Annotated in this window: 10 protein-coding genes; 9 read left to right on the top strand and 1 reads right to left on the bottom strand. The window is 68.9% G+C overall.

Features of this window, described 5'->3' with window-relative positions:
* Window positions 1-49 precede the first annotated feature (49 nt).
* Together purD and ACNKFW_RS16235 are read left to right on the top strand one after the other, a co-directional pair.
* Entirely contained in the window at window positions 50-1,312 is a 1,263-nt protein-coding gene (purD, locus tag ACNKFW_RS16240) for a phosphoribosylamine--glycine ligase (protein WP_024844755.1), read from the top strand.
* A 337-nt stretch (window positions 1,313-1,649) separates the two neighbouring features.
* Complete coding sequence (locus ACNKFW_RS16235; protein ID WP_024844756.1) at window positions 1,650-3,212, top strand: 2-isopropylmalate synthase; 1,563 nt, start codon at window positions 1,650-1,652, stop codon at window positions 3,210-3,212.
* 25 nt (window positions 3,213-3,237) lie between these two features.
* Here the strand turns inward: ACNKFW_RS16235 and ACNKFW_RS16230 are convergent, their stop codons facing one another.
* Window positions 3,238-4,062 (bottom strand): putative rhamnosyl transferase, encoded by an 825-nt coding sequence (locus ACNKFW_RS16230; protein WP_244314454.1) that lies wholly within the window; start codon window positions 4,060-4,062, stop codon window positions 3,238-3,240.
* A gap of 274 nt (window positions 4,063-4,336) precedes the next feature.
* Here ACNKFW_RS16230 and ACNKFW_RS16225 point away from each other — a divergent pair, with 274 nt between their 5' ends.
* The 7 genes from ACNKFW_RS16225 to ACNKFW_RS16195 all read left to right on the top strand — a co-directional run bounded on the left by ACNKFW_RS16225 (window position 4,337) and on the right by ACNKFW_RS16195 (window position 12,421).
* Complete coding sequence (locus ACNKFW_RS16225) at window positions 4,337-5,371, top strand: rod shape-determining protein (RefSeq protein ID WP_024844758.1); 1,035 nt, start codon at window positions 4,337-4,339, stop codon at window positions 5,369-5,371.
* Window positions 5,372-5,384: 13 nt separating this feature from the next.
* The gene (mreC, locus tag ACNKFW_RS16220) at window positions 5,385-6,329 is read left to right on the top strand and encodes a rod shape-determining protein MreC (RefSeq protein ID WP_024844759.1); all 945 of its coding nucleotides are present in this window, start codon (window positions 5,385-5,387) and stop codon (window positions 6,327-6,329) included.
* Window positions 6,322-6,852: a rod shape-determining protein MreD gene (locus ACNKFW_RS16215; RefSeq protein WP_024844760.1), complete on the top strand. Its 531-nt coding sequence runs from the start codon at window positions 6,322-6,324 to the stop codon at window positions 6,850-6,852. Before mreC ends, ACNKFW_RS16215 begins: the two co-directional genes overlap by 8 nt.
* 3 nt (window positions 6,853-6,855) lie before the next feature.
* Window positions 6,856-8,799 (top strand): penicillin-binding protein 2, encoded by a 1,944-nt coding sequence (gene mrdA, locus ACNKFW_RS16210; RefSeq protein ID WP_147428878.1) that lies wholly within the window; start codon window positions 6,856-6,858, stop codon window positions 8,797-8,799.
* Window positions 8,800-8,802: 3 nt separating this feature from the next.
* Window positions 8,803-9,945, top strand: a complete 1,143-nt coding sequence (gene rodA, locus ACNKFW_RS16205) for a rod shape-determining protein RodA (protein WP_024844762.1) — start codon at window positions 8,803-8,805, stop codon at window positions 9,943-9,945.
* Window positions 9,923-10,870, top strand: coding sequence for a 2-hydroxyacid dehydrogenase (locus ACNKFW_RS16200; protein ID WP_231486796.1), 948 nt, complete (start codon window positions 9,923-9,925; stop codon window positions 10,868-10,870). The genes rodA and ACNKFW_RS16200 overlap by 23 nt, the downstream gene beginning before the upstream one ends.
* A 117-nt stretch (window positions 10,871-10,987) precedes the next feature.
* Window positions 10,988-12,421: a mannose-1-phosphate guanylyltransferase/mannose-6-phosphate isomerase gene (locus ACNKFW_RS16195; RefSeq protein ID WP_147428877.1), complete on the top strand. Its 1,434-nt coding sequence runs from the start codon at window positions 10,988-10,990 to the stop codon at window positions 12,419-12,421.
* Window positions 12,422-12,496: the final 75 nt, after the last annotated feature.

The following is a 12,496-nucleotide window of genomic DNA, read 5'->3' as shown; positions in this document are numbered from 1 at the left end:
CGGGGCAGTTCCTAGAAGTCGCCAGACATTCGCAAGGGGGCCTTTTCGCATGAACATCCTGATCCTCGGCAGCGGCGGGCGCGAACATGCGCTGGCCTGGGCGATCCGGCAGAATCCGAAATGCGACCGGCTGTTCGTCGCGCCGGGCAATGCCGGGATGGAGCCGCTGGCCCGGCTGGCGGAACTGGACATCCTGTCCGGCCCCGCCGTGATCGGCTTTTGCGAGGAGAACGCCATCGACCTGGTGGTGATCGGCCCCGAGGCGCCGCTGGCGGCCGGCGTCGCCGACGAATTGCGGGCGGCGGGGATCCTGGTCTTCGGCCCGTCCAGGGCGGCGGCGATGCTGGAGGCCTCGAAAAGCTTCACCAAGGCGGTCTGCGACGCCTGCGGCGCGCCGACCGCCGCCTGGGCGCGCTTCGATGCCGCCGAGCCGGCGCGGGCCTATATCCGCGCGCAGGGCGCGCCCATCGTCGTGAAGGCGGACGGGCTGGCCGCCGGCAAGGGCGTGACCGTCGCGATGACCGAGGCCGAGGCCGTCGCCGCCGTAGACGACGCCTTCGGCGGCGCCTTCGGCACGGCCGGGGCCGAGGTGGTGATCGAGGAGTTCATGGAGGGCGAGGAGGCGAGCTTCTTCGTCCTGTGCGACGGGACGGATTGTCTGCCGATCGGCACCGCCCAGGACCACAAGCGCGTGGGCGACGGCGATACCGGGCCGAATACCGGCGGCATGGGCGCCTATTCCCCGGCCCCGGTGCTGACCGAAGCCATCCAGGACCAGGTGATGGCCGAGATCGTGCGCCCCACCGTGGCCGAGATGGCGCGGCGCGGTACGCCGTTCCAGGGCGTGCTCTATGCTGGGCTGATGATCGAGGGCGGCCGGGCGCGGCTGGTGGAATACAATGTCCGCTTCGGCGACCCGGAATGCCAGGTGCTGATGATGCGGCTGGGCGCGCAGGCGCTGGACCTGATCCTGGCCTGCGCCGAGGGCCGGCTGGGCGAGATGGCGGTGAGCTGGGCCGACGACCACGCGCTCACCGTGGTGCTGGCCGCGAAGGGCTATCCCGGCGCCTATGAGAAGGGCAGCATGATCGGCGGGCTCGATGCGCTGCCCGAGGACAGTTTCCGCATGGTGTTTCACGCCGGAACCGCGCGGCGCGACGGGCAGATCGTCGCCACCGGCGGGCGCGTCCTGGCCGCGACCGGGCGCGGGGCGACGCTGGCCGAGGCGCATGCCCGCGCCTATGCGCTGGTCGACGGCATCGACTGGCCCGAGGGATTCTGCCGCCGCGACATCGGCTGGCGCGCGCTTTGAGACGCCGCGCCTGCGGCACGGGCGGATGGGTATTTGAAGAACGAAGAAGTCCCCGGGGCGGTGCGAGATGGCATCGCCCCGGCCGGTTCCAGGGCCGGGAAAAGTCCGGCGGGCGTATTTTTTGCCTTTTCAAGCCGGTGGCGCGGGTCTTATAGTCCGCGCCATGACTCGGATGCAGCAGATCATTGCCACGGCCCCGCACGCGCATGACGGCGCGCGCATTGCCGTGAACCACCGCGGTCTCCTTCTTCTTACGCTGCGCTGAGCGGGTCTCCGGGCCGCCGCTCAGTCAGGTTCGTGCCCGGACCCTATGCGAGCATGAAGAAGGATTCCCGACATGACCGATCCGAACCGCGTCCTGATCTTTGACACCACCCTGCGCGACGGCGAGCAATCGCCCGGCGCCACCATGACCCATAGCGAGAAGCTGGAAATCGCCCAGATGCTGGACGAGATGGGCGTGGACATCATCGAGGCGGGCTTTCCCATCGCCTCGGAGGGCGATTTCGCCGCCGTGAGCGAGATCGCGAAACAGGCGCAGAACGCCGTGATCTGCGGCCTGGCCCGCGCCCAGTTCCCCGATATCGACCGCTGCTGGGAGGCGGTGAAGCATGCGAAGCGCCCGCGCATCCATACCTTCATCGGCACCTCGCCGCTGCACCGGGCCATCCCGAACCTGGACATGGACCAGATGGCCGAGCGGATCGAGCAGACCGTGAGCCATGCCCGCAACCTGTGCGACGACGTGCAATGGTCGCCGATGGACGCCACCCGGACCGAGCACGACTATCTGTGCCGGGTGGTCGAGATCGCCATCCGCTGCGGCGCCACCACCATCAACATCCCCGACACCGTGGGCTATACCGCGCCGCGCGAATCGGCCGCGCTGATCCGCATGCTGCTGGAGCGGGTGCCGGGTGCCGACGGGGTGGTCTTCGCCACGCATTGCCACAACGACCTGGGCATGGCGACCGCCAATGCCCTGGCCGCCGTCGAGGCCGGCGCGCGCCAGGTCGAATGCACCATCAACGGGCTGGGCGAGCGGGCCGGCAACACCGCGCTGGAAGAGGTGGTGATGGCGCTGAAGGTGCGCCACGACATCATGCCCTATACGACCGGCATCGACACAACGAAGATCATGGGCATCTCGCGCCGGGTCAGCCAGGTCTCGGGCTTTCCGGTGCAGTTCAACAAGGCCATCGTCGGCAAGAACGCCTTCCTGCACGAATCCGGCATCCACCAGGACGGCGTGCTGAAGAATGTCGAGACCTTCGAGATCATGCGCCCCGCCGATATCGGCCTGAACGAGGCCAATATCGCCATGGGCAAGCATTCGGGCCGCGCCGCGCTGCGCTCGAAGCTGCGCGACCTGGGCTACGAGCTGGGCGACAACCAGCTGAAGGACATCTTCGTGCGCTTCAAGGCCCTGGCCGACCGCAAGAAGGAGATCTACGACGACGACCTGGTGGCGCTGATGCAGGACAGCGCCGCCAATACCGAGCACGATTACCTGCAGGTGAAGCACCTGCGCGTGGTCTGCGGCACGGACGGGCAGTCGGCCGACCTGACCATGACGGTCGGCGGCGAGGAAAAGACCGTCCATGCCACCGGCGACGGCCCGGTCGATGCCTGTTTCAACGCCGTCAAGGCGATCTGGCCGCATAAGGCGCGGCTGCAGCTCTACCAGGTCCATGCCGTGACCGAGGGCACCGATGCCCAGGCCACCGTCAGCGTGCGCATGGAGGAGGAAGGCCGCATCGCCACCGGCCAGGCCTCGGATACCGACACCATCCTGGCCAGCGTCAAGGCCTATGTGGGGGCGCTGAACCGGTTGAAGGTGCGCCGCGACATGGTCGGCGAAGGCGCCGATGCCAAGCAGGTCAGCATGTATTCGCACTGACCGCCGCGGGAAGTGACGGGGGCGGTCAGGCCGCCCCCTTGCGTTCCACGAAGCCCAGGTCGACGCCTTGCAGAAAGGGAAAGTCCTCGGCCAGTTCGCGCTGGAACTCGGCCGGGTCGAGTTGCTGGAACCATTTCGGGAACCTGGCAACGATGGTGGCGACGGAATCGCCTTCGTCCCAGCGGGTCTGCACATAGCCCAGGCCGTCCACGTCGGTGAAGGCCGGGAAATACCTGGGCAGCTGGAAGTGGTTATAGGCATAGATGCAGCGCCCCGGCCCGCGCATGCGCACCGCCGCCCCCGCGCCCAGGAAGGGCTGGTGCGCGCGCCAGTAGCTGATCGGCTCGCCCTCGTAGCTGCCCATGACCAGACCCTGCGGGTAGCTGATGGCAAAGGCCGGCAGGTCGGCGAAGCGCCGGGCATGGCGGCGGATGCGGGCGACGTGATGGCGGCTGAAGGCGTCGTCGTCATCGACCCGGAACTGGATCACCGGCCGGCCCGCCGCCTCGGCCGCCTCGCGCAGGGGCTCGCGCAACGCGTTCACCGTCTCGCGCCTGTCCGAGACGATCAGCCGGATCTGCGGCACGCCGGCGCACAGATCGCGCAGCCGGTCCAGCCAGGGACGCGGCATATCGGGCGAGGTCAGCAGCCAGAAGCGGAAATCCGCGTCGGTCTGGGCCTTGATCGAGGGCAGGCACAGCGCCTGGAAGGCGGCAAAGCGGCGCTCCAGCCGCTCGGGCGCGTAAAGCATGGCGCCGCGCTGCGCCAGACGCTCGGGCGCACCGGCCCCCTGCCCCGCGGTCCCGGCCCAGTCGCAGCGGCCCAGGAAGGAAAAACGGCAGATCCCCACGATAACGTCCTGCAAACCCTGCCCTTTCCTCGTCACCAAAACCGGCGGCAGCCTAGCAGCCCGTGCCGGCCGGTCAAGCGCGCGCGCCGCGCCTTGCGCGAAACAGGGGCGCGGCCCGGCGGGGCATCATTTTCCGGTTTCCCCGCGCCAAGGCTCGGCCTATATGTCCAGCACCTTCGACGGGGCGACTCGTCGGGGCAATCGGGCAATGGCCGCGCGCAAAAAGGGCGGCAGGAATGCCGTCTTGGCAGGGACGGCGGAAGGGGTAGTTCACATGGCCTTTGGCGGGTTGTTTTCCACCGATATCGCGATCGACCTGGGGACCGCGAACACGCTGATCTACGTCAAGGGCAAGGGCGTCATCCTGAACGAGCCCTCGGTCGTCGCCTATCACGTCAAGGACGGCAAGAAACAGGTGCTGGCGGTGGGCGAGGACGCCAAGCTGATGCTGGGCCGCACGCCGGGCAGCATCGAGGCGATCCGGCCGATGCGCGAGGGGGTCATCGCCGATTTCGACAGCGCCGAGGAAATGATCAAGCATTTCATCAAGAAGGTGTTCAAGCGCACCACCTTCTCGAAGCCCAAGGTCATCATCTGCGTGCCGCATGGCGCCACCCCGGTCGAGAAGCGCGCCATCCGCCAGTCGGTGCTTTCGGCCGGCGCGCGCCGCGCCGGGCTGATCGCCGAGCCGATCGCGGCCGCCATCGGCGCCGGCATGCCGATCACCGAGCCGACCGGCAGCATGGTCGTCGACATCGGCGGCGGCACCACCGAGGTTGCGGTGCTGTCGCTGGGCGACGTGGTCTATGCCCGCTCGGTCCGCATCGGCGGCGACCGGATGGATGACGCGCTGATCAACTACCTGCGCCGCAGCCACAACCTGCTGATCGGCGAATCGACGGCCGAGCGCATCAAGACCCAGATCGGCACCGCCCGCATGCCCGACGACGGGCGCGGCGCCGCGATCATGGTGCGCGGCCGCGACCTCTTGAACGGCATCCCGAAAGAGATGGAGATCACCCAGGCCATGGTCGCCGAGGCCCTGGCCGAGCCGGTGCAGCAGATCTGCGAATCGGTGATGGTGGCGCTGGAGGCGACGCCGCCCGACCTCGCCGCCGACATCGTGGACCGCGGCGTCATGCTGACCGGCGGCGGCGCCATGCTGGGCGAGCTGGACCTGGCGCTGCGCGAGCAGACCGGGCTGATGATCAGCCTGGCCGACCAGCCGATGAGCTGCGTGGCCCTGGGCACCGGCAAGGCCCTTGAATTCGAAAAGCAACTGCGCCACGTGATCGATTACGACAGCTGAGCGGGTTTGGCCCATGGCGCGCAAGGGCCCTGATTACGCGGCTCCGGTCCGCCGCATCCTGGTTTCGCTGCTGGTGCTGGTGCTGCTGGCGGTGTTCCTGTTCTGGCAGATCGACAGCCCGCGCGCCGAGCGCATGCGCGCCGCCTTCATCGACCGTTTCGTGCCCAGTTTCGACTGGGTGATGGCGCCGGTGACGAAGCTGTCGCGCATGGTCTCGGGTTTCCAGTCCTATGCCCGGCTCTACGAGCAGAACCAGGAATTGCGGCGCGAGCTGCAGAAGATGGCGGCCTGGAAAGAGGCGGCCGTGCAGCTGGAACAGGAAAACGCCAAGCTTCTGGCGCAGAACAATGTCAGGATCGACCCCGCGCTGACCTCGGTCTCGGGCGTGGTGCTGACCGACAGCGGCACGGCCTTTCGCCAGTCGGTGCTGCTGAACGTCGGCGCGCGCGACGGCATCCTGGACGGCTGGGCGACGATGGACGGGCTGGGGCTCGTGGGGCGCATCTCGGGCGTGGGGCAGACCACCAGCCGGGTCATGCTGCTGACCGATCCCTCCAGCCGCATCCCGGTGACGATCCTGCCCTCGGGCCAGCATGCGCTGCTGACCGGGGACAACACCGCCCTGCCGGCGCTGGACTTCATCGAAAGCCCGGAAAACCTGCGCCCCGGCGACCGGGTGATCAGCTCGGGCGACGGGGGGGTGTTCCCGCCGGGCCTGCCGGTCGGCCAGGTGGCGTTGGCCAGCGACGGCCGGCTGCGGGTGCGGTTGGCCGCCGATTATGGCCGGCTGGAATTCCTGCGCGTGCTGCGCAGCCACCCGGCCGAGCAGCTTTCCGATACCGGGCTGCTGATCCCACCGCCGCCGGCGGATTTCATCGGCCCGCCCCTGCCGCCCTTGGCCGACATGCAGGCGGCCGGCGAGAATTCCGAGGCCGCAGCCGGGGCCGGGGATGATTGATCCCGCCCGCCGCCGCCGGTTCCTGGGGCAGGCGCTGTTCGTGGCGCTGTTCCTGGCGATCCTGTTCTGGCGGCTTCTGCCGCTGGCGCCGGGCCGCATCGGTTGGCCGGGGCCGGACCTGGCGCTGTGCCTGGTGCTGGTCTGGGTGCTGCGCCGTCCCGAACAGGTGCCGGTCGCGACCATCGCCGCGCTGTTCCTGATCGAGGACATCCTGCTGATGCGCCCCATCGGCCTGGGCGCCGCCCTGGCCGTCATCGTCACCGAGGCCGCAAGAAAGCGCGAGCCGCATTGGCGCGAACTGCCTTTCATGGTTGAATGGCTGCGGGTGGCGACGCTCCTGGCGCTGATGATGGTGGCAAACCGCGTATTGCTGGCGGTATTTTTCCTGCCCCTTCCCCCGTTCGGGCAGGTGATCTTGCAATTCATCGCCACGATCGCCGCCTATCCGCTGGTCGCGGGCCTTGCCGGCTGGGCGCTTGGCCTGCCGCGCGGCCGCGCCGAACGAGACACGAGGCATCGCTGAGCCATGCGCAAATCGGAACGCGAAATCGCCGAAAGCAGCCGGCTCATCACCCGCCGGGTGCTGATGCTGGGGACGATCCAGGCGGCGGTGGTGTCGGTCCTGGGGCTGAAGCTGCGCTCGATGCAGGTGGAACATGCCGACGAATACCGGATGCTGTCGGACGGCAACTCGATCAAGATCCGGCTGCTGCCGCCGGCGCGCGGGCTGATCCTGGACCGCAACGGCACCATCATCGCCGGCAACGAACAGAACTATCGCGTCACCCTGACCCGCGAGGAGGCGGGCGATGTCTCGGCCGTGATCGCCCGGCTGCGCCACATTATCCCGATGAGCGACCGCCAGGCCGCCGAGATCCTGGCCGAGATCCACAGGCGCAGCGCCGTGACCCCGGTGCTGGTGGCCGACCGCCTGACCTGGGACGAGTTTTCCTCGATCGCGCTCAATGCCCCGGCCCTGCCCGGCGTGACGCCCGAGGCGGGGCTGTCGCGCAGCTATCCGCGCGCCGGCGATTTCGCGCATGTGCTGGGCTATGTCGGCCCGGTCTCGGATTACGACCTCTCGAAGATCGAGGATCCCGACCCGGTGCTGCGCCTGCCCGAGTTCCAGCTGGGCAAGGTCGGCATGGAGGCCAAGCTGGAAGAGGCGCTACGCGGCAAGGCCGGCTCGCGCCGGGTCGAGGTGAACAGCGCCGGGCGCGAGATGCGCGAGCTGTCGCGGCAAGAGGGGCAGCAGGGCGCCACGGTGCAGACCACGCTGGACGCGGGGTTGCAGAATTTCGCCACCCAGCGGCTGGGCAGCGAAAGCGCCGCGGCGGTGGTGATCGACGTGACCAACGGCGACATCCTGGCGATTTCCTCCTCGCCGGTCTTCGATCCGAACAAGTTCGTGCGCGGCATCTCGGGCCCGGACTATCGCGCGCTGATGGAACATGACCACCGCCCGCTGGCCGACAAGACGGTGCAGGGTGTCTATCCGCCCGGCTCGACCTTCAAGATGGTGACGCTGCTCGCAGGGCTCGAGGCCGGGGTCATCAACGCCGGTTCGCGCTTCTATTGCCCCGGCTATACCCAGGTCGCCGGGCGGCGCTTCCACTGCTGGAGCCGGGGCGGGCACGGCATGGTCGATGCGCTGCGCAGCCTCGAACATTCCTGCGACGTCTATTACTACGAACTGGCGCAGCGCGTCGGCATCGACCGCATCGCCGCCATGGCGCGCAAGCTGGGGATCGGCGTGCGCCACGACCTGCCCATGTCCGCCATTGCCGAGGGCATCGCGCCCGACCGGGCCTGGAAGAAGGCGCGCTACGACCAGGAATGGCAGGTGGGCGATTCGCTCAACGCCTCGATCGGCCAGGGCTATGTCCTGGCCTCGCCGTTGCAGCTGGCGGTGATGACGGCGCGGGTGGCGACGGGGCGCGCGGTGGCGCCGCGGCTGGTGCGCGCCATCGACGGCGTGGCCGAGCCGGTGCCGGAATGGCCGGAACTGGACATCAACCCGCTGAACCTGCGCACGGCGCGGGCGGGCATGGACGCGGTGATGAACGCGCCCCGCGGCACCGCCCGCCGCTCGCGCATCCTGGCGCCGGAATGGCAGATGGCCGGCAAGACCGGCACCAGCCAGGTGCGCAACATCACCGCCGCCGAACGCGCCCGCGGCGTGATCTCGAACGACCAGCTGCCCTGGAACCGGCGCGACCATGCGCTGTTCGTCTGCTTCGCGCCCTACGAGATGCCCCGCTATGCGGTCTCGGTCGTGGTCGAGCATGGCGGCGGCGGCGGTGCGGTGGCGGCCCCCATCGCCCGCGACATCCTGCTTTATGCGCTGGCGGACGGCCTGCCGCCGCTGACCGCTTATCCCGAATCCGAGCGCGCCAAGGTGCAGGAAATGTGGTCGCGCCTGAACCTGACCCCCTCGGCCCGCAAGGGCGAGGGACGCGCAAGGGCCTGAGCCATGAGCTATCTGGACTATCACGTCGCGCAGGTGCCGACCGGCTGGCGCAAGATCCTGTATCTGAACTGGCCCCTGGTCTTCCTGGTCACCGCGGTCAGCTGCATCGGCTTCCTGATGCTCTATTCCGTCTCGGGCGGCGACATCGACCGATGGGCCGGCCCGCAGATGGAACGCTTCGCCGTCGGCATGGTGCTGATGTTCGCGCTGGCCTTCGTGCCGATCTGGTTCTGGCGCTCGATCTCGGTGGCCTCCTACGTGATCTGCGTCGGCCTGCTGGTGCTGGTCGAGGTGATGGGCCATGTCGGCATGGGCGCGCAGCGCTGGCTGGTGCTGGGGCCGATCCGCATCCAGCCCTCGGAGCTGACCAAGGTCGCCTTCGTGCTGACGCTGGCGGCCTATTACGACTGGCTGCCGGTGGAAAAGGTCTCGCGCCCGTTCTGGGTGCTGGTGCCGGTGGTGCTGATCCTGCTGCCGACGGGGCTGGTGCTGATGCAGCCCGACCTGGGCACCTCGATCATGCTGATCGCAGGCGGCGGCATCGTCATGTTCGCAGCCGGCGTCAGCCTGTGGTATTTCGCCGGCGTCATCGCCATCGTCGTGGCCGGTATCACCGCGGTGATGGAAAGCCGCGGCACCGACTGGCAATTGCTGCACGACTACCAGTTCCGTCGCATCGACACCTTCCTCGACCCCGGATCGGACCCCTTGGGCGCGGGCTATAACATCGCCCAGGCGCAGATCGCGCTGGGATCTGGCGGCTGGTCGGGGCGCGGCTTCATGCAGGGCACGCAGTCGCGGCTGAACTTCCTGCCCGAGAAGCACACCGATTTCATCTTCACCTCGCTGGCCGAGGAATTCGGCTTTGTCGGCGCGGGATCGCTGCTGATGCTTTACGTGCTGATCCTGGGCTTCTGCCTGTATTCGGCGCTGACCAACCGCGACCGCTTCGCCAGCCTCATGACCATCGGCATCGCCGGGACGTTCTTCCTTTACTTTTCCATCAACATGGCGACGGTGATGGGCATGTTGCCGGCCAAGGGCTCGCCCCTGCCGCTGGTCAGTTACGGAGGAACCTCGCTGATGATCCTGCTGATGGCTTTCGGCATCGTGCAATCGGCCCATGTCCACCGGCCGCGGGGCTGAGGGGATGCGGGTGCTGTTCGCCGCCCCCGCACATCTGTGGGATGCCTGGTCCCCCGCCCTGCGCGCGGCCTGCCCCGAGATGGAGCTGTGCCGCGACGGCGATCCGGCGGGCTTCGACGCGCTGATCTATGCGCCCGGCTATCCCGAGAACGGGCAGGCGCTGGACTTCACCCCCTTCACCCGCGCCCGCGTGATCCAAAGCCTCTGGGCCGGGGTCGAGCGCATCGTGACCAATCCCACGCTGACCCAGCCGCTCTGCCGCATGGTCGATCCGGGGCTGGCGCAGGGCATGGTGGAATATTGCACCGGCTGGGCGCTGCGGACGCATCTGGGCATGGACCGCTTTGCCCAGGACGGCGCCTGGCGCAACCGGCTGACCCCGCCCCTGGCGCAGGGGCGCGGCGTGACGGTGCTGGGCATGGGCGAGCTGGGCCGGGCGGTGGCCTTGGCGCTGGCGGGGCTGGGCTTCCGCGTCGCCGGCTGGTCGCAATCGGGCCGCCCGGTGCCGGGGATCGAGGTGCTGGCGGGCGACGCCCTGCCCCAGGCCCTGGGCAGGGCCGAGATCCTGATCTGCCTGCTGCCCGACACGGCCGGGACGCGCAACCTGCTGGATGCCGAGCGGCTGGCCCTGCTGCCGCCGGGCGCGACGGTCATCAATGCCGGGCGCGGCACGCTAATCGACGAGGCGGCCCTGCTGGCGGCACTGGACCGCGGCCGGCCGGGCCATGCGGTTCTGGACGTATTCCGGCAGGAGCCGCTGCCGCCCGACCATCCGTTCTGGCGCCATCCCGGCGTCACCGTCACCCCCCATGTCGCGGCTGAGACACGGCCCGCCAGCGCCGCCCCGGTGGTGGCCGAGAACCTGCGCCGTGCCATGCAGGGCGCGCCGCTTCTGCACCTGGTGGACCGGGTGCGCGGCTATTGAGCGGCTGTTTCGGGCAGCAGGCCGGCAATCCTGCCGTTTTGCGCAACTTGCACGCGAAAGGAACCCGGCGGATAAGGGGGCCGAAGGTAACGGCCCAAGGCCGATGGAGCGATTTCGATGACGATCACCCCCGTTCTGCTGGCCGGCGGCTCCGGCACCCGGCTCTGGCCCGTCTCGCGCAAGAGCTTTCCCAAGCAATTCGCCCCGCTGGTCGGCGAGGAAAGCCTGTTCCAGGCCTCGGCCCGCCGCCTGTCGGGACCGCGCTACGGCGCGCCGCTGGTGATGACCAATGCGGATTTCCGCTTTATCGTCGCCGAACAGCTGGACCAGATCGGCATCGTGCCCTCGGCCATCCTGATCGAGCCCGCCGGCCGCAACACCGCCCCGGCGATCCTGGCCGCCGCGCTGGCCGCCGCCGAAAAAGACCCCGATGCGCTGCTGCTGGTCGCGCCTTCGGACCATGTCGTGCCGGATGCCGAGGCTTTCGGCCGCGCCGTTGATCTGGGCCTGCCCGCCGCGCGGGCCGGCCGCATCGTCACCTTCGGCATCACCCCCACCCGCCCCGAGACCGGCTATGGCTACATGGAGGCCGAGGGCGGGACCGACAGCGGCGGCGAAGCCCCGCTGGTGCTGAAACGCTTCGTCGAAAAGCCCGACGCGGCGAATGCGGCGCGGATGATCGCGCAGGGCAATTTCCTGTGGAACGCCGGCATCTTCCTCTTCGCCGCCCGCACCATGGTCGACGCCTTCAAGGCCCATGCGCCCGACTATCTTGCCCCCGTGCAGGCGGCGCTGACCGAGGCGCGCATGGATCTGGGCTTCCTGCGGCTTGCGCCCGAACCCTGGGACCGGCTGCCCGACCTGTCGGTGGATTATGCGGTGCTGGAGAAGGCCGACAACCTGTCGGTCGTGCGCTATTCGGGCCATTGGTCGGATCTTGGCGGCTGGGACGCGGTCTGGCGCGAGATCCAGGATGCCGCGCCGGCCGAACGCGGCGCCGTGACCGATGCCCGCTCGACCGCGATCGACTGCGACAACGTGCTGCTGCGCTCGCAGGACGAGGGGATCGAGGTGGTGGGCATCGGCCTGCAGGACGTGATGGTCGTGGCCACTGACGATGCCGTTCTGGTCGCCGGCATGGACCGCGCGCAGGAGGTGCGCAAGGCGGTCAGCGCGCTGAAGGCCAAGGGCGCGCGCCAGGCCGAGCATTTCCTGCGCGACCACCGCCCCTGGGGCTGGTTCGAGACGCTGGCGCTGGCCGACCGCTTCCAGGTCAAGCGCATCGTCGTCAATCCCGGCGCCGCGCTGTCGCTGCAATCGCATTTCCACCGCTCGGAGCATTGGATCGTGGTTTCCGGCACCGCGCGGGTGACGGTGGATGAAACCGTGACGCTGCTGACCGAAAACCAGTCGATCTATGTGCCGCTGGGCGCGGTTCACCGGCTGGAAAACCCCGGCAAGGTGCCGATGGTGCTGATCGAGGTGCAGACCGGCGCCTATCTGGGCGAGGATGACATCGTCCGCTACGAGGATGTCTATTCGCGCGGCTGACCCGCTCGCGGCATCGTGGGGCGCGCCGGCTTGCGGGGCCGGTGCCTGCCGTCTAACCATGGCCGGCGATGAAAC

The organism is Paracoccus sp. TD-10 (genome assembly GCF_048270675.1).
GTDB classification, from domain to species: domain Bacteria; phylum Pseudomonadota; class Alphaproteobacteria; order Rhodobacterales; family Rhodobacteraceae; genus Paracoccus; species Paracoccus pantotrophus.
Note: the sequence above shows the minus strand (reverse complement) of the source record. Positions and strands in the feature narration are given on the sequence as shown.